Origin of the sequence: Amycolatopsis sp. lyj-109, assembly GCF_046548995.1 — a bacterium.
Taxonomy (GTDB): domain Bacteria; phylum Actinomycetota; class Actinomycetes; order Mycobacteriales; family Pseudonocardiaceae; genus Amycolatopsis.
The window spans coordinates 74693-94517 of record NZ_JAJPWR010000034.1 but is presented as its reverse complement, the minus strand read 5'-3'; the positions used below and the strand labels follow the sequence as shown (position 1 = coordinate 94517).

Below are 19825 nucleotides of genomic sequence, written 5' to 3'. Positions count from 1 at the left end.
TGCGGCCGAAGACAGCCTGCCAGGACAATCCTGGACGCCGGCCTGCCGATCTGCCGCAGCTGGTCGTGAGTGGTAATTCGGGTTAGAACCCGAATTACCACTCACGACCACCAGCCACGGCACTAGACGAAGAACAGCTCCGTGACGAGGATGCCGACCAGCACCGCGACGAGGATCGCGGCCACGGTGACCAGCGTCTTCTTCGACACCGGCAGGTTCCACGCCTGGGCCTGCGGCCCGGCGGCCGGCACCGGCGGCGGCGCGTACTGCGTCGGCGGCGGCACCGGCTGCATCCGCTGCGTCTCCTCCGCCCCGGACCAGCCGGGGGCGGCGACCGGGATCGCCTGCTGGAACTGCGGTCCCGACGGCGGCATCGGCGGCGCCGCGGGCGCCAGGCCCGGGTTGAAGGGCGGTGGCGGGGGCGGCGGCATGCCGGGCGCGGTCGGCGGGATGAACGCCGTTTCGCGGCCTTCGGTGATCGCCTGCATCGAGTGGACGGTGTCGGCCATCGTCGGCCGCGTGACCGGGTCCGTGCGCAGCATCTTGCGCAGCGCCTCGGTCAGGACGCCCGAGTTCTGCGGCGGGCGTTCGGACGACTGGCCGTCGTCCCCGAACGGCGGCACGCCCTCCACCGAGGTGTAGAGCGTCGCGCCGAGGGAGAAGACGTCCGCCGCCGGCGTGCCCGGCAGGCCGCGCGCGACCTCGGGCGCCACGTACGCCGGGCTCGGCCCGCCGCCGCTGATCCCGATGTCGGTGAGCTTGACGCCGCCGTCGTCGGCCAGCAGCACGGTGCCCGGCTCGAGGGTGCGGTGCACGAACCCGGCCGCGTGGATGGCCGCCAGTGCGTTCCCGAGCTGGATGCCCAGCTGCGCCGCCTGGTCGGGGGTGAGCCGGCCGTGCTCGGCGAGGAACGTCGCCATGCTGCGCGACGGGATGTACTCCATCACCAGCCAGACGTCCTGGCCTTCCGGCAGCACGTCGAACACCTTGATCGCGGACGGGTGCTCGATCCGCGCCGCGTCCTTGCCCTCCTGCATCGCGGCGGCGCGCGCTTGCTCGGCGCGCTCGCCCGCGCCGACCGGCAGGTACATCCGCTTCATCGCGACGGTGCGGAACAGCCGCGTGTCGAACGCGAGCCACACGATGCCCGCGCGGCCGCGGCCGATCGGCTGGTCCAGCCGGAATCGGCCGCCGACGATGGTGCCTTCGGAACTCAACACATACCTCGGGTTACGGCGTCGTGGGAGTGGTTGGCGGCACCGGCGTGGTGGGCGTCGTTTCCGGAGTCGACTCCGTAGGCGGCGTCGTCTTCGGAGTCGACTTCGGCGTGGATGTCTGCGCCGGTTCGGTGTTCCGCGACGTCGTCGCCCGCTTCGACGACGACGTCGACTCCGTCACCGGAGGCGGCACATCGGCCGTGCTGACGTCGTCCTCCGTCGTCGGCGGCGGCGTCTCCGACGTCGCGACGGGCGACGGCTTGGGGGTGGACACCGGCGAGGCCGGCGCCTCCGGGTTGTTCGGGCTCAGCAACCAGACGACGAGCGCGACCAGGCCCACGACCACGATGCCGCCGATGATCGCCGGGCGCTTCCACGCGCCGGGCTTCCCGTCGTCGTCCTCGTCGACCGGGCTCACCTGCGGACGCGACCGGACCGGGGGCGGCTCGGGCTCGTCGTCGTAATCGTCGTAGTCGTCCTCGTACCCGTGCTGCTCGTGCGGCGGCACCGGCACGGCGCGGGTCGCGGCCAGCCCGGGCGGCACGCCCCCGGCCGCGTGGCGGTCGTCCTCGCGGTAGTGGTCGTACCCGTCGTAGTCGTCCTCCGGGTAGCCGGTGGCCTCCGGGTAGTCGTCATCGTCGTAGAACGGCACGGCCTGCGTCGGGGCGCTGCCGCCGAGCAGCGTGCCCGAGTGGCCCGCGGGGATCTCGTCGAACATCTGCGTCGCGTTCGGGTCGGCGACGGCGGCCGCGCCGAGGACGCCGGCGGACGGCGCCATCATGGTCTCGTCGGCCGGGCCGCCGAGCGGCAGCTCGCCCCGGGCGACGGCCGCAAGCAGCTCTTCGCACTCTTCGGCGGTCGGCCGGTGCTCGATTTCCGGGTGCAGCAGCACGGCCAGCACGCTGGCCAGCGGCCCGGACTGGCGCGGCGGGTTGATCTGCCCGGCCGCGACCGCGTGCAGCAGGCTCAGCGTGTTCTCGGAGAGCCCGAACGGCGGCTGGCCCTCGCACGCCGCGTAGAGCGTGGAGCCGAGGGAAAAGACGTCGGACTCCGGCCCGGGGTCGCCGCCGATGGCGACTTCGGGGGCCAGGTAGGCCGGGGTGCCGGCGATCATCCCGGTCTTGGTGACCGTGACGTCGTCCTTGGCCCGCGAGATGCCGAAGTCGGTGATCTTCACGACGCCGTTGGCGCCGAGGAGGATGTTGCCCGGCTTGATGTCGCGGTGCACGATGCCGACCGCGTGCGCCTCGCGCAGCGCCGCGGCGACCTGGGCGCCGATGCGCGCCACCTCGGTCGGCGGCAGCGTGCGGCGTTCCTGCAGCACGGCGGCCAGGCTGGTGGAGTTGAGGTACTCCATGATCAGGCACGGCTGCCCGTTGTCGTCGGTGACGACGTCGAACACGGAGATCGCGTTGGGGTGGTGCAGCCGGGCCGCGATCCGGCCCTCGCGCATCGTCCGCTGACGGGCGTCCTCGGCGTCGTGCTGGTCCAGGTGCGGCTGGAGCAGGAGCTGCTTGATGGCCACGGTGCGGCCAAGGACCTCGTCGTGCGCCTGCCAGACGGCACCCATCGCGCCCGTGCCGATCCGGCCGACGATGCGGTACCTGTCGGCGACCAGACGACCCTCGTCGCTCACGCGACCTCCCTTTGGGCTCCGAGTTCACCAGGGCGTGAGGATCGTGCCTGGTGACGCGGCCACGAGCACGCCACTTCGCTGGAGCGTATGCACATGTCGTGGGCTCTGAACCGGCTATTCCGAGACCGGCCCGTGACTAGGCTAGGCGCTCACTCTGCGCACACGAATCCGGCACAGGCACTTGAGCCACGGGTGAACGGGTGATCGCGGTGGGCTACATGTACTGAGCCGAGACGAGCTCGGCTTCGGTGATCAACCCACCGGTGTCGGCGACGCGGAACAGCTGGGTGACGCGCACCAGCGCGCCGTCCGGCCGGTGCAGCGTCGCGACCGCGAGGATCGAGCCGTCCGGCTTGATCTGCGTGTCGGCTTCCTGGACGTCGATGGCGTCCATCGCGCTCCAGGTGCGGACCAGCTCGCCTGCCGTGCCGTCGACCAGCGCCGGGCTCAGCAGCGCCAGCGCGCCCGCCGAGTCACGCGCGATCTTGGCGTAGAAGTCCTTGACGGCCTGGATCTTGCGGCTCGCGCTGCGCGCGTCGGCGGCCTTGTCCGGGACCGGGGTGGCCGCGTCCGACGGCGGCTGGGTGCGCGGGGTGCCGTTCGCCGGCCGGTCGGCTGAGGTGTCCTCGGCCTGCGTGCCCGGCGTCGCCGGGCTGTGCCGCTCCGGCGCGCTGCCGCCGGCCTGGTGCTGCGGGACGGCGAGGCCGCCGAGCTCCGCCGCGCCGGTGAACCCGGCGGGCGTGGACTGGCCGCCGGAAGAGGAGACGGCGCGGTGGGAGCTGGTCAGCATCGGCGCGGCGATCACGGCGCCGGCGACGAGCGCACCCGCGGCGACCAGTCCGGTCAGCTTCGCGCGGCGCGCGAACCGGCTTTCCGGCTCGCCGGCGTCTTCGGCCTGCGCCGGTTCGCGGACCGGCTCGGTGCGCGCCGGCAGGAACCGTTGCGGGTCGCGGAAGACCTGCTCGAGATGGTCACGGTCGGCGTCGGCGACGCCGTCCAGGATCTCGGCCGGGATGACGTCCTCGACGCGGACGGCGTGGGGTGACTCACGCCGTGTGCGCTGCCGATCAAGCACGAAAGTCCTCGCTCTGGGTTCCGGGGACGGTCACTCGGCCGTTCGGCCGGGCTGCCGTTGGTCCGGTCGGCCGGCTCGTGGCCGGTCTTGGGATTCACTGTCGGATTCGCTGTCGTCAGGTAACCCTGTGCGGACGGCGACCACCAGGCTCTGTCGCCGGAATGCCGTCGCAACACGACGAGCGGCAGCTTATGTCACCCACCCGGACCAGGCATAACCGCTCGGCGCACCGCACGTGCATCAGAACGGGCGAACCGCACGTGCAGGATCGGTTACTGGCCGTCAGAGGTGATCTTGTCGCCATCGCCGAAGGTCAGCGTGCGCTCCTCGAGCGTCTTGGTCCCGTCGGTGTGGGTGACCTCGACGGTGTTGACCGTGACGCCGCGCTGCTGGTCGATGCTGACCTTCTTGACTTCGAAGTAGGCGACGCCGGCGTACCGGTCGGCGAGCGCCTGCGGCCCCTGGTCGTGCAGGTGACCGGTGGTCACCGACGACGCCGCGGCCGGGTCGGTGGTGACGGTGTTGAAGAACTTCTCCGAGTTGTCCCCCATGGTCTGGGCGTCCGGCGGGAAGGAGTACCACCACGGTGGCTTGACCGGGGTTTCGCGCTGGGCGGGCGTCACCGGCGGCTTCCGCGGCGTCGCGCTCGGGCCGGCGGGCCCGGTCGTCGCCGTCTCGGGGGCGGCGGTGTCCCCGGCGGCCGGGGCGGCCGCGTCGTCGACCGGCCCGGCACCGCCGCCGCTCGCGGTCTTCCCGGAGGCGTCGTCCGGCCGGGACGCGCTCTCCGGTCCGGCCGCCGAGCCGCCCTGTGTGGGCGGCCGGTGCTCACCGGTGGGATCGGCGATCGTCGGCACGCCCTGGTAGCCCGGCCAGGCACCCTGCACGGCCTGGTCCATCGGCGGTTTCCCGACCAGGAAGGACCCGGCGCAGAGCAGCCCGACGACCACGGCACCGGACGCACCGGTGGCGAACCAGGCCGCCTTCCGCCACGTCTTCGGCGGCGTCACCGACGCGGGAACGGACCCGATGGTGAAGCCGCCGAGGCCGTCGAGGGGAGGAGCGGAGTAGACGCGGACGTCGTCTTCGTCGAGGTCGACGCACCGAGGCGCGGGCGCGGCCAGCGAGACCCGGGTACGCCGGGCGACCTGCTCGGCATGGCTTTCGGCGACCACCGGCTCGTCCGGAGCGGGCTCGCCGTCTTCGGGGTCTTCGGGATCTTCGAAGGTGTCCAGCGGGAGACTCCCGTGCGAGGCGGGGAAGAGCGGGGCCCCGGGCCGCCGGTCACGCGGCTGCGGCAGCGGCAGCAATCCGGACACCGGCGGATCGGCCGGAGCGGGCTCGGTGCTCCCGCGCCGAAAAGGGTGGTTGCCGTCCTCCGGCGGTTCACCCGGTGCGTGGTGCGGCCGGGGAAGGGAACCGGACATCGACGGCCCGCCCGGTGCGGGCTCGGCGGTGCGGCGCCGGAAAGGGTGGCTGTCGCCCTCCGACGCCCCGGCCGGGGCGTGGTGCTGCCGAGGGTGGGAGCCGGATTCGTGCGGCTCGGCCGGGGCGTGGTGCTGCCGCGGAAGTGACCCGGATCCGGGTGGGTCGGCCGGTCCGCGGTGCCGCAGGGGCCGGGGGCCGGATTCGTGCGGTTCGGCCGCTCCGTAGCGCCGCAGTGGATGGGGGCCGGATTCCGGCGATCCGTAGTGCCGCAACGGGTAGGCGCCTCCCTCCGGCGGCTCGCCCGGCTCGTGCTGGCGCGAGCCCGGAGAATCGGGCCCCGGTGCACCCCCGGCCGCGTGGTGGCGCACCGGGCGGTGCTGCGGCAGCGGTGGCGTCCAGCTCTCCGCGCTGCCGCGCCGGTGCCGCCCGGGATGCGCGGGCGCCGTCGCGCGTCCGTGGAACTCCGTGCCTTGGCTCATGTGAGCTCGACCACCCGGCGGTGCGGTCCTGACGCCATCCGGCGGCAGGACGACCCGATCGGAGCACCCTCACGCGCGGAATCCTGTTCGGAATCCTGCGCAAATGCACGCGCACGCGACTGCGGACGCGCGGGGCCGATGCCCCCGCGCGTCCGACAACGGGCATCGCCCGACCCAGACGCAAGGGTCCTCACGACGTCAACCCTAGGAGCATCCGGCGGAGAAAGTCGCCCCCAAACCTGCAAGTTGCAGAGGTTTCACTCGGTCGGGCGCGACCGAACGGGCGATGGTGACGCTGCGAAGTTTCACGCAGTGCCATCGCCCCTGATCAGGAGTTTCAGCCTCCCGTGCGGTAACGGTCCCGCGTGGATTGCAGCGCCTTCGTCGCCACCACGCCGCTACCGGCCGCGACGATGATCGCGAAAACGTCCAGCGTCGGTCCTCCGGCCGTGAGCAACCAGGCGAACAGCGAGGCCGCGGTGGTACCGCCCGCAACGGCCCACCGGCTCTTGACGTACTGCGCGACCGGAGCACCCCCGGCCCGCTTACCCGCCGCGTTGTTGAGCAACGCCAGATACCCCACATGGCCCAGCGCGGCCAGCACGCTCACGAGCGCGACGATGACGGCGATGAGGTTCACGAGCCAGTCCATGACCCCAGTCTGCCTGCACCGGGGCCACCGGTGCCTCGGGGAAGTCCCCGAATTCGAGCAACCGTTACCGGCCGAGCCGCCCGCGGCCCAGGTTCAGCAGCGCCATGGCCAACTGCCGGCCTTCCGGGCCGAGCTCGCGGTAGCGCGCGAGCACGTCCATCTCGCGGTTGTAGACGATGCGCGTGCCACCCGCGGCCATCCGCGCGGCCCCGATCGTCTTGGACACCTCGACCCGGCGTTTGACCAACCGCAGGATCTCCTTGTCCAGCCAGTCGATCTCCTCCCGGAGCGACGCGATGTCGTCGCCCGCGGGGGTGTGCTCGGTGGGCTGGCCGTCGGCGTTCGTCGCGTGTGCGTTCATCGGGACCTCTTCCTCGAAGCCCGGACCCGGCCCCAGGGACGACGACAGCCCCGGGTCCGTGGACTCCGGGGCTGGCGTGATGGCGGTTCGGGCACTACGCGATCACGGGAGCCGGAGTCCGGATCCCGTAGAAAAATCGCATCGCGTGGTGCCGCATGCAGTCAGTATGGCACAGCGGCGCGGGGCAGCTCCCGGACCGAGCGCACCCGGGCGTGCACCAGAAGGCTCACCCCGAGCCAGAACAGTGGGAACGCCGGCCAGAAGAACCCGGCGCCCAGCACCGCCCAGCGGACGACCAACAGCACGGCGATCGCGACCACGACGGCGAGGTGCCCGCGCAGCGCGGGATGGCGCCGCAGCGCCGCCCGGCTCAGCGGGAAACCGGGTGACGGCGGCGCGGGCCGCGGCAGGTCGGTGGTGAGCGCGGCGAGTTCGTCGGTGAACCGCGCGGCGTAGACGCTGCTGAGGCGCTCTTCGACCTCGTCGAGGGTGAGCCGGCCTTCGGAACCGGCGGTCTGGACGGCGGTGGCGACGCGTTCGCGATCGGCGTCGGCGGCCCGGATGCGGGCGGAGCTGGTGTCTTCCATGTCCGCCGATGCTCCGCGCGGAACGGGCGCGGCGCGTCGGACGGCAGGCGACATCCGGCGCTACGCCCACCGCCGTAGCCGCCCCGGCCCGTCCCTGGCCGAGCACCCCCGCCGAAGCACCGGCCCGCGGGCTCGGACGCTGTGCCGCACTCCCACCCGCCCGGGGTAGCGTGGACGCCACGATGGACACCCTCTTCGATCTCCCCGCCGCGACCCCTGTGCGCAAGCCCGCCGCCGGCGGGCAGGCCGAGCTGCTCGACGACCTCAACCCCGCCCAGCGCGAAGCCGTCACCCACGCCGGTGGCCCGCTGCTGGTGGTGGCGGGCGCGGGATCGGGCAAGACCCGGGTGCTGACCCGCCGGATCGCCTACCTGCTCGGGCAGCGCCGCGTGCACCCCGGCGAAATCATGGCGATCACGTTCACCAACAAGGCCGCCGCCGAAATGCGCGAGCGCGTCGCCGCGCTCGTGGGGCGCCGCGCGAACGCGATGTGGGTGTCGACGTTCCACTCGATGTGCGTCCGGATCCTGCGCCGTGAAGCCAAAATCCTGGACATGTCGTCGAGCTTCTCCATCTACGACTCCGACGACACCAAGCGGCTGATCACCCTGGTGGCCCGGGATCTGGACATCGACCCGAAGCGCTACGCCGCGCGCACGCTCGCCGTGCACATCTCGAACCTGAAGAACGAGCTCACCGACCCGGAGACCGCGGCGGCGAACGCGGGCAACGACCTCGAGCGCCGCGTCGCCGAGGTCTACGTCGAGTACCAGCGGCGGCTCAACCAGGCCAACGCCTTCGACTTCGACGACCTCATCATGCGCACGGTCTCGCTGCTGCAGGCGTTCCCGGACGTCGCCGAGTACTACCGGCGGCGGTTCCGCCACGTGCTGGTCGACGAGTACCAGGACACGAACCACGCGCAGTACACGCTGGTCCGCGAACTGGCCGGGACCGCGCCGAACGAATCGGGCGTCGAGCCGGCCGAGTTGGTCGTCGTCGGTGACGCGGACCAGTCGATCTACGCCTTCCGCGGCGCGACGATCCGCAACATCGAGGAGTTCGAGCGGGACTTCCCGAACGCGCACACCATCCTGCTGGAGCAGAACTACCGTTCCACGCAGACGATCCTGAACGCGGCCAACGCCGTCATCGAGCGGAACCCCAACCGCCGCGCGAAGCGGCTGTGGACGGACGCGGGCGACGGCGAGAAGATCGTCGGCTACGTCGCGGACAACGACCACGACGAAGCCGCGTTCGTCGCGGGCGAGATCGACGCGCTGGCGGAGAAGGGCGAAACGGACTACTCCGACGTCGCCGTCTTCTACCGCACCAACAACCAGTCCCGCGTTTTCGAAGAGATCTTCATCCGGCTCGGCCTGCCGTACAAGGTCGTCGGCGGCGTGCGGTTCTACGAGCGGCGCGAAGTCCGCGACATGATCGCCTACCTGCGCGTGCTGGCGAACCCGGAGGACACGGTCAGCCTGCGACGCGTGCTGAACGTGCCCAAGCGCGGCATCGGCGACCGCGCCGAAGCCGTCGTGGCGACGCACGCCGAGCGCGAGCGCATCTCCTTCGCGCAGGCGCTGCGGGACGCGGTCGAGGGCCGGGTGCCGCTGCTGAACCCGCGCTCGGTCAAGGCGATCGGCGGCTTCGTGGGGCTGCTCGACGAGCTGGGCACGCTGATTTCGGACGGCGCCGAGGTGCACGACGTCCTGGAAGCCGTGCTGGAGAAGACCGGCTACCGCGTGGAACTCGAGGAGTCGGAAGACCCGCAGGACCACACCCGCGTGGAGAACCTGGACGAGCTCGTCACCGTGGCCCGCGAGTTCACCGAAATCACCGCCGCGGTCGTCGCGGACGAGAACGCCGAGCTGGTCGTCGAGGACGGCGTCCCGGCGCCAGGCTCGCTGCCGGCGTTCCTGGAGCGCGTGTCGCTGGTCGCGGACGCCGACTCGGTGCCGTCGCCCGACGGCGGCGAGGAAGGCGACGGCGGTGCGGGCGTGGTCACGCTGATGACCGTGCACACCGCGAAGGGCCTGGAGTACCCGGTGGTGTTCTGCACCGGCTGGGAAGACGGCGTCTTCCCGCACATGCGCGCGCTGGGCGACCCGACGGAGCTGGCCGAGGAACGACGGCTCGCGTACGTCGCGATCACGCGCGCCAGGAAGCGGTTGTACGTCTCGCGCGCGATCACGCGGTCGGCGTGGGGCCAGCCGTCGATGAACCCGGCTTCGCGGTTCCTCGACGAGCTGCCACCGGACTTGGTCGACTGGCGGCGGCTGGAGCCGTCCAGCAGCGGCTTCGGTTCGTTCGGTTCGGGCTCGCGTGGCACCCCGCGGGCGGCGACCACCTGGGGCGGCCGGCGGTCTTCCTCGCCGTCTTCGTCGTCGGGCACGCCGTCGTTCGGCAAGGGCTGGAAGGACACGGTGGCGCTGAAGCTGGACGTCGGCGACCGCGTCAGCCACGACAAGTACGGCCTCGGCACGGTGGTCTCCTGTGACGGCGTCGGCCCGCGCGCGACGGCGACCATCGACTTCGGTGCGGCGGGCAAGGTCCGCCTGATGCTCATCGGCAGCGTCCCGATGGTGAAGCTCTAACTAGCGCCACTCGTCCGAGTGAACCCGGCGGCGATCTCCCCGATCGCCGCCGGAATCGTCGTACCCACCCGGTAGAACTGACTCTGCGATCGAACAAAGGTTCGACGGAGGGGGTAGTGTGGTGTGGACGCGGTGCTGTTTGGGCTGCTGGCCGAAGGGGTACAAAAATACCTGCGAGGAGTCCTGGGGACGACGGTTCCGGATCGGGGTCGGGAACCTGCGGGGACTTCAGGAGTTCCTTCGCGTGCAGGAGCGGAGGCGTGCCGGCTGGCCGCCGCCTGGCGAGCGTTGCTCAGGCAGCACGAGCTCGGCGCGGACGGGCAATGCGTCACCTGTTGGCGCTGTGTCACCTGCGGCCGGGGACGCCGCTGGACGACCAGGGCCCGGAGTGCCGGGCGTGTCCGCTCCGCGGGAGTCGCGCGGGGAGAGGTGCCCTGGGGCCGGCTGCCGGTCCGCCGCCCGGCGGAACTGTGCACGGTGTGGCAGGTCGCGGTGGCGTACTTCATCCGGCGTTTACCGGACGGACAGCGGTAGGTGGTTGCGGGCGCTGAGGCGTCTGTGGGCGGTTTTTCCCGGCCTGGGGGTGGTTCCGGTCGTCCGGCGGGTCTCGGCTCGGTCTGAGGCGGTTCCGGTGACCGATGCTTTCGGCGTCGAGTTTGCTTTCGGCGTCGAGTTCGAGCCGGGCCCGGAGAGGCTTCGCGCGGCCGGCGCTCGCGGGGAAACGATCTTGCCGGAACCGTTCGATGCCGTCCGGTCGCCTCGGTTGTCCGAGCCGTCCGAGGCGCTTTCGCCGGACGGCGGAGACGTACCCGATCCGGGTGTTTGTGTTTGGCCCGCAGTGGTGAACCTTGATCTTGTGACCGGTTCCAGCACTCGAGCGGCTCGGCGGAGCGAGTGCCTTCAGCGCTCTTCGGCGGCCGGTGCTGCCCGCGATGTCCCGGCCGGAGCGGATGGTCGCTCTACGGCCGGGTTTCGGCGAGTGGTGCTTGCTTCCGTGCTGGGAGCGAACGGATCAGAGGACGATGCCGCGCTGGGCCAGCCAGGGCCGGGGGTCGATCTTCTTGGTGCCGTTCTGCCACACCTCGAAGTGCAGGTGCGGGCCGGTGCTCTGGCCGCGGTTGCCGATCTCGGCGATCTGCTGGCCGCACTTGACCTTCTGGCCCTCCTTGACGGAGAAGCTGTTCATGTGGCCGTAGACCTGGATCGTGCCGTCGTCGAGCTGGACCCGCACCCAGAGGCCGAAACCGCTGGCGGGGCCGGCCTCGATCACGGTGCCGTCCGAAGCGGCGTAGATCGGGGTGCCGATGGCGTTGGCGATGTCGATGCCGAGGTGGCTCGTGCCCCACCGGGCACCGAAGCCCGAGGTGAAGGTGCCGTGCGCGGGCAGGCAGGTCTTGGGACGAGCGGCTTCTTCGGCGGCCTTCTTGGCGGCGTCGGCTTCGCGCTGCTCGCGGGCCTGCGTGACGGAGGCGCTGTCGGCGAGCTTGGCGGCCTCGGCGGAGGCGTCGGCGGCGTGGCCGGTCGGCAGGAGTTCCGGGGCGCCCCCGGAGCCCGCACCTCCCGCGGTCAGCGAAGCGCTGGCGTCCTGGCTGTTGGCCAGGGGGGTGATGGCGGTGTCGGAATCGGTGACTGTCTTGAGGGTCGAGCCCGCAGCAGCAGCGGCGAACGCACCAGCCGCAACGGCGGCAACCACGACACGGCCGCGAAGGGCCGAAGAGGGCGGGGCGATGCGGTGCGCACCCCGGACACGAACGACCGCACCTTCCAGTGCGTCCTTCAATGCCGGGGAAGGAGCTTGGCCGCCGGGGGAGCGGTGTGAAGCCAAGACAGGGCCTTCCATCGTCGGGGAGCCGGGTCGAGGACTGCGGGCGGGGGAACCCGGTGAGCCAACCTCGGGGGTGGTTTGCTCGGCGTCCTACTTCGTGACCTGACTGTAATGGGGACCCCGGGACAGTAACGAAGGGGTACCGCTGTCGGCAAGGCGTGCCCTCGCTGTGGGCCGATCGGGTGGCGCCGACAGCGCGCTCACCTGTGGCAATCACCTAAAGTTAGAGGGGGTTTACGGCGTTCGGTGTGACTTGCCTTACAGGCTGAACGGATGGTGAACGTCCCCCAAAGGGCCCAACGACCCTCCCGTAGCCCTCGAAGGGCGGAATAACGGATTGCGGAGGAGGGTTGAAGCGCATCCGACGACTCGCGCCCGCCGACGGCTCCCGGGTGGTCCGGCCTTGCTAGCGTCGCGGGCAATATGCCCCCACGCGCAGAGCCCCCCACCGGAAGCACCCCCGGCCCCCGCCAAGAACCCGAGGCGCACGGTTCGGGCAACCACGGTTCGGGCAACACAGCCCCGAACCACCCCACCGGCCAAGCCCCGGCGGCCGGTCCGGCCGAGCCTGCGCCGGCATCCGCCGCCCCGGGCGCGAGCGCACCGGGTTCCGACGCACCGACGCGCCCCGTGCCTGCCGGCGGAGGTGTGCCCGGAGTCTCCGCCGCCCCTGCAGGCGGGCCCGCGCGTGCTTCCGGAATTTCCGCAGCTTCTGCCGGCGCCGACCAGTCCGGTGAGCCGACGCGGCCGGTGCCTGCTGCGGGAGGCATACCGGGAGCGCCCGAAGAGCCCGCTGCTTCCGCGGGTGATGCCGGGAGCGCCGTCCAGTCCGGTGAGCCGACGCGGCCGGTGCCTGCTGCGGGAGGCATACCGGGAGCGCCCGAAAACTCCGCCGCCTCCGCGGGTGATGCCAGGAACGCCGTCCAGTCCGGTGAGCCGACCCGGCCCGTCCCTGCCGCCGCCGGCAGAATTGCCGGAGCCCCACAAGCCGCCACAGGCGGTTCCGCCAAACCCACGTCGGCGGGCCGAACCGCTCAACCACCCGGCAACCCGGCGCAGCCAAGCCGGGCTACCCGGCCCACTCCCGGCCGGCCGCAAACCCCCGACACCTCAGCCGGCAATCAGAGTGAGCCCTGGGCCGACGACACCGAAACCCAGCCCTCCGGCGTCTTGAAAGCCGCCCTCGCCCTGGCCGTCCTCGGCGCCGTCGCTCTCACCGCCGCCGCCGTCGTCCACGTCTCGCCCGCCGCCGCTCCCGGGTTCACCAGCTGGCCGTGGCTCGGCCTCCTCGCGCTCGCGCCCGCCATCGTCGCCGGCTGGTTCGCCACCTCCGGAAAGCCCGGCCTCGGCGGCGGTCTCATCCTCGGCTTGGCCGCCCTCGCCCCCGGCCGTCTGCTGCTCGACCTCCAGTTCGCCGTCAACGGCCCCCTCGCCATCCGGCCGGAGCTCTACCTCGCCGATCGGTTCGTCGGCGGCTCCGCCGTCGGTGCCGGGTTCTGGCTGCTCGTCGCCGGGCACGTCCTGACCGCGGCTGCCGGCGTTGTCGCCTGGCGGGCCCTCCGGAGCCAGGACGAACCCGAACGGCGGCGCTGGCGGTTGCTCGTCCCGCTGCTCGCCGTCGTCGCCGGGGCCGGGCTGCTCACCGCTCCCGTCCACTCCGCCAACGGCTTCCTGCTCGCCCGCGGCGCCTTCGAAGGGCCGGGGCTCGCCCTCGGCGGGTACCTCCTCCTAGCCGCCGCCCTGCCGCTGGCCGCCGTGCTCGCGCTCGCCGCTCCGGCCGAGCACGTGGCCCGGGGTGCGCTCGGCGGGCTGGCCGCCGCCGCCTTCGGGGTGGCCCTGCCGCCCGTTCTCGCCGGGCTCTTCCGGGATGATCTGAGTGTCACCTGGGGACCCGCGCTCGTGCTCGTCGCGATGGCCGTCGTCGCCGGCCTGGCCGGCACCCGGCTCACCGAAAGCGGTGACAGCACCGAAAAAACCGACCTCGCCGGCAGCGCCACCCTCCCCGGTCTCTTCTGGTGGCGCCTCACCACCGGCCTGCTCGGCCTCGCCACCGCGGTCGCCGCGCTCATCGGCGCCTTCGCGCCGCAGGTCGCCGTCACCGCGCTGAACCCGGGCGCCACCGCGCCGGTCAGTGGCGCCGCCGACAGTCCCGCCCGGTGGTTCCTGCTCGTCGCCGCGATCGTGCTGGCCGTTCCCGCCGCCGGCGTGCTCCTCCCGAAGACCGCCGCCGTCGCGCGGCCGGTGCTCGGGGTCGCCTGGGCCGGGATCCTCCTGGCCGGCACGGCCGTCCTCAACACCGCCCTGACCGCCACCCAGGCCGGCAACCTCGCCGGCTTCGGGGGCACGGCCGCTCCCGTTTTCACCTACGACCTCGGGGCCGGCGCCGCCTGGACGTTCGCCGCGCTCGTGCTCGCCGCCCTGACCGCGCTCGCCGCTGTCGGCACCGGTGTCGTCGAACGCGAAGACGCCGGAGAAGGCGCCACCCGGAGCACCGTGCTCGCCCCCGTCGTGGCCGGCGCGGTCCTGGCCGTCGCCGCGTTCGGGCTGCCCGTCTTCGCCGTCCCCGGGTACGTCGCCGCCGGCCTCTGGTCCCACCTCGACACGCCGTCGTGGGGGCTGCTGACCGCCGCCGTGGTCGTCGCCGGCGCGGCCGCGCTCGCGACGCGGTCGCGGCCGAAGCCCGCGGCCGCCCTGCTCGCCGGCGCCGCCCTGCTCACCGCCCTGCACGCCGCGGAGCTGCCGCTCGTCGGCGGCTCGCTCGGCAGTGCCGGCCCCGCCACCGGGTTCTGGGTCGCGCTCGCCGCCACGGGCGCCCTCCTGCTCGCGGCCGGGATGGCAGTGAGTCACCGGGGACGCCCGTGAGCCGTGCGTGCCTCCGGGTGCTGCTCGTGGAGTTCGAGGGGCCCGACCCGGCCGCCGCCGCACTGGCCCGTGTCCTGCGCGACGACGGCGTGGAGGTCGTCCACGCCGGCCCCGTCGCCACCGTCGAGCAGATCCTCCGCACCGCCGAACAGGAGGATCCGGACGCGGTCGGCGTGCTCGGCGCCGCTCCGCCCGAAGACCTCGAAGACGCGCTCGGCGGCGTCCCCGTCTTCACGGCCGAGACCGCTCCGGAAGTGGTGAAACGGCTTGCCGGTGGGCGGACTCACACCGGTGACGCACCGTCTGACCGCGCACGGTGACGGACTTCACCAGGTGCGGAGTCCCCTGCGTCTGCGCAGGTCGCTAACCTCGACTGGTCCGACAGCGCGGTCCGGTCGCGGACCACCTGCAGTGGCGTGTCGTCAGGAGACTGGAGTAGTGGACCTCTACGAGTACCAGGCGAGGGATCTCTTCGCCGCCCACGGAGTACCGGTTCTGCCGGGTGCCGTGGCAAGCACCCCCGAAGAAGCCAAGGCCGCCGCGGAGCAGATCGGTAACCAGGTCGTCGTCAAGGCGCAGGTGAAGGTCGGCGGCCGCGGTAAGGCGGGCGGCGTCAAGCTGGCCCAGACGCCGGACGAGGCGAAGGAGAAGGCGGAAGCCATCCTCGGCCTCGACATCAAGGGCCACATCACGCGTCGCGTGCTCGTGGCCGAAGCCTCGGACATCGCGTCCGAGTACTACTTCTCCTTCCTGCTGGACCGGTCCAACCGGACCTTCCTGGCGATGGCGTCCTCCGAGGGCGGCATGGAGATCGAGCAGCTCGCGGTCGAGCGCCCCGAAGCGCTCGCGAAGATCCCCGTCGACGCGATCGCCGGTGTGGACAAGGCGAAGGCGCTCGAGATCCTGAAGGCCGGCAACTTCCCGGCCGACATCATCGACGAAGCCGCCGACGTCGTCGTGAAGCTCTGGGAGACCTTCGTCTCCGAGGACGCCACCCTGGTCGAGGTCAACCCGCTGGTCCGTGACCCGCAGGACAAGATCATCGCCCTCGACGGCAAGGTCACCCTCGACGAGAACGCGGACTTCCGCCAGCCGGGCCACGAGGCCCTGGTGGACAAGGACGCGGAGAACCCGCTCGAGGCGAAGGCCAAGGCCAAGAACCTCAACTACGTCAAGCTCGACGGCCAGGTCGGCATCATCGGCAACGGCGCGGGCCTCGTGATGTCCACTTTGGACGTCGTGGCGTACGCGGGCGAGAAGCACGGCGGCGTGAAGCCGGCGAACTTCCTCGACATCGGCGGCGGCGCGTCGGCCGAGGTCATGGCGGCCGGGCTGGACGTCATCCTCAACGACCCCGACGTGAAGAGCGTCTTCGTCAACGTCTTCGGCGGCATCACCGCCTGCGACGCGGTGGCGAACGGCATCGTCGAGGCCCTGAAGATCCTGGGTGACGAGGCCGCCAAGCCGCTGGTCGTCCGCCTGGACGGCAACAACGTCGTCGAGGGTCGCCAGATCCTGGCCGACGCGAACCACCCGCTGGTCACCGTGGTGGACACAATGGACAACGCGGCCGACAAGGCTGCCGAGCTCGCCGCGGCAGGTGCGTGAAGATGTCGATCTTCCTGAACGAGAACAGCAAGGTCATCGTGCAGGGGCTCACCGGCTCCGAGGGCATGAAGCACGCGACCAAGATGCTGAAGTCCGGCACGAACATCGTGGGTGGCGTCAACGCCCGCAAGGCCGGCCAGACCGTCACCATCGAGGGCAAGGACCTCAAGGTCTTCGGCACCGTCGAAGAGGCGATCAAGGAGACCGGCGCCGACGTGTCGGTCATCTTCGTGCCGCCGAAGTTCGCCAAGGACGCGGTCCTCGAGGCGATCGACGCCGAGATCCCGCTCGCCGTGGTGATCACCGAGGGCATCCCGGTGCACGACTCGGCCTACTTCTGGGCCCACGCCGTCGCCAAGGGCGGCACGACCCGCATCATCGGCCCGAACTGCCCCGGCGTGATCAGCCCGGGCAAGTCGAACGCCGGCATCATCCCGGCCGACATCTCCGGCCCGGGCCAGATCGGTCTCGTGTCGAAGTCCGGCACGCTGACTTACCAGATGATGTACGAGCTGCGGGACATCGGTTTCTCCACCGCGGTCGGCATCGGCGGTGACCCGATCATCGGCACCACGCACATCGACGCCCTCGAGGCGTTCGAGGCGGACCCCGAGACCAAGGTCATCGTGATGATCGGCGAGATCGGTGGCGACGCCGAAGAGCGCGCCGCGGCCTACATCAAGGACAACGTGACGAAGCCGGTCGTCGGCTACGTCGCGGGCTTCACCGCGCCCGAGGGCAAGACCATGGGCCACGCCGGCGCCATCGTCTCCGGCTCCTCCGGCACGGCCGCCGCGAAGAAGGAGGCCCTCGAGGCCGCCGGCGTCAAGGTCGGCAAGACCCCGAGCGAGACCGCCGTCCTCGCGCGTGAGCTGTACAACAACCTCGGCTGAGGTTGGGGAGTAACTCCTGGTAGGGCCGGGCACCGCACACGGTGCCCGGCCTTTCCTCGTTCCGGCACGAAACCGGGCGGGGGATTCACACGTCTGGTGGGCTGACGGCCTCGGAGTGCGCTAGCGTTCTGCGCACACAAGCCGCCTCGTCTTTCTTCCGGGCGCCCGTGCGCGCCCGGAGTGCCGGTCGAACCGACAGGAGTGCATCCGATGACCTTCCCCAGCGGTGGGCCCGGCTACCCCCAGCAGGGTGGCGGCCAGCAGCCCCCCGGACCGCCGTCCAGTGGCTTCCCGTCGCAGCAGCAGCAGCCGCATTCGCACCAGGCGTCCTCCGGCGGTGCCGGCCTGCCGCAGAACCTGCCGCTGCTGCTCGCCCTGGTCGTCGCCGGCCTCGGCCTCGTGCAGTACTTCCTCGGCTTCTCCGACAACGGCGAAGTCGGTCTCGGCGGGACGTTCCTGCTCGGCGGCGGCCTGCTCGCCGCGATGCACGCGCTGCCCAAGGGCCCGAAGACGCTGCCGTTCGCGGCGCTGTTCAGCGTCCTCGGCGCGCTCGAGGTCCTGGACACCCTCGTCGGGATGCAGACCTCGCCCGGCATCGTCACCGTCATCCTGATCCTGGCGATCCTGCAGATGCTCGCCGCGGCCGGCGCGCTGCTGATCGCGCACGACGTGATCAAGCCGCCGTCGCCCAAGCCCGCCGCGCCGTCCTACGGCGGCCAATACGGCCAGCCGGGACAGCAGCAGTACGGCCAGCAGGGTCAGCCCGGTCAGCAGTTCGGCCAGCCGGGCCACGGGCCGGGGCCGGTCGCCGCGACCGGTGAGCCGTCGGCGCCGTTCTCGCAGCCGGGCCAGTACGGCTCGCCGAACCCGCCGGCGACCACCCCGCCGCCGACCCAGCAGGCCACGACGTACGCCCCGCAGCAGGGCCAGTTCTTCCAGCAGCCGCCGCCGGAGAACCCGGGCACGCCGCCCGGTGGCTTCGGCAAGACACACTGAGGCAGCCCCACCTCGAACACCCGCTGTGACGCTGTGTGTCACAGCGGGTGTTTCGCGTTCGAGGTGACCCGTCCGGGTGAGCCGGTCCGCCCGGCGGCGGCGTGGCTCACCCGGACGGAGCAGCGCGGATGTCAGGGTGCGGATCATGGAGCTGCTCACCGACGACCCCCAGCCGCCGGGTGAAGCGGTGGCCGGTCCCGGCCCCGGTGTCGCGCCCGCCCCGGCGTCCCGGCTGCGGACGCTCCTCGCCGCCGCCCTCGGCCCGCTGGTCACCGGCTACGCCGCCGTCGCGACCGTGCTGGCCCTGGTCGCCCTCACCGCCGGGCGCACCGCCTTCTCCGGCACCGGCGTGCTGCTGGCCGCCGGCCCGGGCTGGCTCGCCGCGCACCAGGTGCGCCTCGACATCGGCGGTCACCCGCTCGGGATGCTGCCGCTGCTGCCGACGCTGGGCGTGGTCACGCTCGCCGTGCGGACGGCGTCCGGCGCCGCCCGCCGCCTCGGCTGCCGGTCGTTCGGCGAAGCCGTGCCGGTGCTGATCACGATCACCGGTGCGCACGCGGTGTTCGGGCTCGTCATCGCGCTCTGCGCGCAGGGCTCACCGGTGACGGCGAACCCCCTGACGGCCTTCGTCGTGCCCGGTCTGCTCGCCGCCGCGGCGTCGGCGGCCGGAATCACCCGATCGTGCGGGCTGCCGGACGCCGTCGCGGACCGCCTCGACCCGCTCGCCCTGCGCGGGCTGCGGGCCGGCGCGATGAGCCTGGCCGTCCTGGTGGCCTGCGGTGCCGCCGTGTTCACCGTCGCGACCGGGCTGTCGTGGGCGACGGTGTCCGGCACCTACGAACCCGGGTTCGGCACCAGTTCCGGGCTCTTCCTGCTTTCAATGCTGTACCTGCCGAACGCCGTGACGGCCGCGCTGTCCTTCGTCACCGGGCCCGGGTTCTCGATCGGGCCGCTCGCCGTCGGCATGTTCGGCTACCGCGGCGGCGCCGTGCCCGCTGTCCCGCTGCTCGGCGGCCTGCCCGAGCACCACGCGGCCTGGTGGCCGGCGCTGCTGGTGCTGCCCGCGGCGGCCGGCGCGCTGGCCGGCTGGTCGCTGCGCAAGGTCGACCCCGATCCGGCGCAGCGCATCCGCACCGTCGCCGTCGCCGGTGCGGTGGTCGCGCTCGGCTGCGTCGTGCTGGGCACCCTCTCCGGCGGCCGGCTCGGCGACGGCCCGTTCGACCCGGTGAGCGTCCCCGTCGGCGTCGCCTCGATCGTCGCGTTCTGCTGGATCGTCATCCCGGGGTCGTTCGTCGCGTTCTTCGCGGGCGAGCACGAGCCGCCCGCGCCACCACCGGAAGCGCTCGAAGACAACGAAGCCTTCGAGGACGCCGACGACATCGACCCCGAAGAAGCCGCCGAAGCCGTCGAGGAACTCGAAGCGTCCGAAGAGGACGAGGAGCTCGCCGCCAAGGACGCGGAATTCGAAGCCGAGGCCGACGCCGAACCAGCCGAAGTCACCCCCGAGGACGGGGCACTTTCACGTGAAAGTGCCCCTGGGGAGGACGGAGCTGTGACCGGAGGCACCGAGACCTGCGGCGACGTCGAGCCGGACGAGACCGACCGTTAG

General features: G+C 72.1%; 15 protein-coding genes. 7 read left to right on the top strand and 8 right to left on the bottom strand.

The genetic code is table 11. From position 1 onward, the window contains the following. Positions 1–122: 122 nt before the first annotated feature. The 7 genes from ACLJQF_RS43975 to ACLJQF_RS43945 all read right to left on the bottom strand — a co-directional run bounded on the left by ACLJQF_RS43975 (position 123) and on the right by ACLJQF_RS43945 (position 7432). On the bottom strand, positions 123–1217 hold the full coding sequence (locus ACLJQF_RS43975; RefSeq protein ID WP_410616263.1) for a serine/threonine-protein kinase: 1095 nt from the start codon (positions 1215–1217) through the stop codon (positions 123–125). Between the two features lie 13 nt (positions 1218–1230). After that, complete coding sequence (locus ACLJQF_RS43970) at positions 1231–2853, bottom strand: protein kinase domain-containing protein (RefSeq protein ID WP_410616259.1); 1623 nt, start codon at positions 2851–2853, stop codon at positions 1231–1233. A gap of 214 nt (positions 2854–3067) precedes the next feature. Next, positions 3068–3928 (bottom strand): hypothetical protein, encoded by an 861-nt coding sequence (locus tag ACLJQF_RS43965; RefSeq protein ID WP_410616258.1) that lies wholly within the window; start codon positions 3926–3928, stop codon positions 3068–3070. Between the two features lie 272 nt (positions 3929–4200). Then, positions 4201–5832 carry a hypothetical protein gene (locus tag ACLJQF_RS43960; RefSeq protein ID WP_410616257.1) on the bottom strand — a complete coding sequence of 544 codons (1632 nt, stop codon included), beginning with the start codon at positions 5830–5832 and terminating at the stop codon, positions 4201–4203. 337 nt (positions 5833–6169) lie between these two features. Then, complete coding sequence (locus ACLJQF_RS43955; RefSeq protein WP_043786325.1) at positions 6170–6484, bottom strand: hypothetical protein; 315 nt, start codon at positions 6482–6484, stop codon at positions 6170–6172. 64 nt (positions 6485–6548) lie between these two features. Next, positions 6549–6845: a chorismate mutase gene (locus tag ACLJQF_RS43950; protein ID WP_410616256.1), complete on the bottom strand. Its 297-nt coding sequence runs from the start codon at positions 6843–6845 to the stop codon at positions 6549–6551. A 161-nt stretch (positions 6846–7006) separates the two neighbouring features. Next, positions 7007–7432 carry a DUF1707 domain-containing protein gene (locus ACLJQF_RS43945; protein WP_410616255.1) on the bottom strand — a complete coding sequence of 142 codons (426 nt, stop codon included), beginning with the start codon at positions 7430–7432 and terminating at the stop codon, positions 7007–7009. Between the two features lie 182 nt (positions 7433–7614). Between ACLJQF_RS43945 and pcrA the strand changes: the two genes are divergently transcribed. Continuing rightward, entirely contained in the window at positions 7615–10032 is a 2418-nt protein-coding gene (pcrA, locus tag ACLJQF_RS43940; protein ID WP_410616254.1) for a DNA helicase PcrA, read from the top strand. A 1012-nt stretch (positions 10033–11044) separates the two neighbouring features. Here pcrA and ACLJQF_RS43935 read toward each other — a convergent pair. Further along, entirely contained in the window at positions 11045–11725 is a 681-nt protein-coding gene (locus ACLJQF_RS43935; RefSeq protein ID WP_410616253.1) for a M23 family metallopeptidase, read from the bottom strand. A gap of 1302 nt (positions 11726–13027) precedes the next feature. Here ACLJQF_RS43935 and ACLJQF_RS43930 point away from each other — a divergent pair. The 6 genes from ACLJQF_RS43930 (at position 13028) to ACLJQF_RS43905 (ending at position 19825) form a co-directional block, all read left to right on the top strand. Further along, positions 13028–14719 carry a hypothetical protein gene (locus ACLJQF_RS43930; protein WP_410616252.1) on the top strand — a complete coding sequence of 564 codons (1692 nt, stop codon included), beginning with the start codon at positions 13028–13030 and terminating at the stop codon, positions 14717–14719. After that, positions 14716–15039 (top strand): cobalamin-dependent protein, encoded by a 324-nt coding sequence (locus ACLJQF_RS43925; protein ID WP_410616251.1) that lies wholly within the window; start codon positions 14716–14718, stop codon positions 15037–15039. The genes ACLJQF_RS43930 and ACLJQF_RS43925 overlap by 4 nt, the downstream gene beginning before the upstream one ends. Before the next feature lie 118 nt (positions 15040–15157). Continuing rightward, entirely contained in the window at positions 15158–16327 is a 1170-nt protein-coding gene (gene sucC, locus ACLJQF_RS43920; protein WP_410616250.1) for an ADP-forming succinate--CoA ligase subunit beta, read from the top strand. 2 nt (positions 16328–16329) lie between these two features. Then, positions 16330–17220, top strand: coding sequence for a succinate--CoA ligase subunit alpha (sucD, locus tag ACLJQF_RS43915; RefSeq protein ID WP_410616249.1), 891 nt, complete (start codon positions 16330–16332; stop codon positions 17218–17220). Positions 17221–17430: 210 nt separating this feature from the next. Continuing rightward, entirely contained in the window at positions 17431–18216 is a 786-nt protein-coding gene (locus tag ACLJQF_RS43910) for a DUF5336 domain-containing protein (protein ID WP_410616248.1), read from the top strand. 136 nt (positions 18217–18352) lie between these two features. Further along, positions 18353–19825, top strand: a complete 1473-nt coding sequence (locus tag ACLJQF_RS43905) for a DUF6350 family protein (RefSeq protein ID WP_410616247.1) — start codon at positions 18353–18355, stop codon at positions 19823–19825.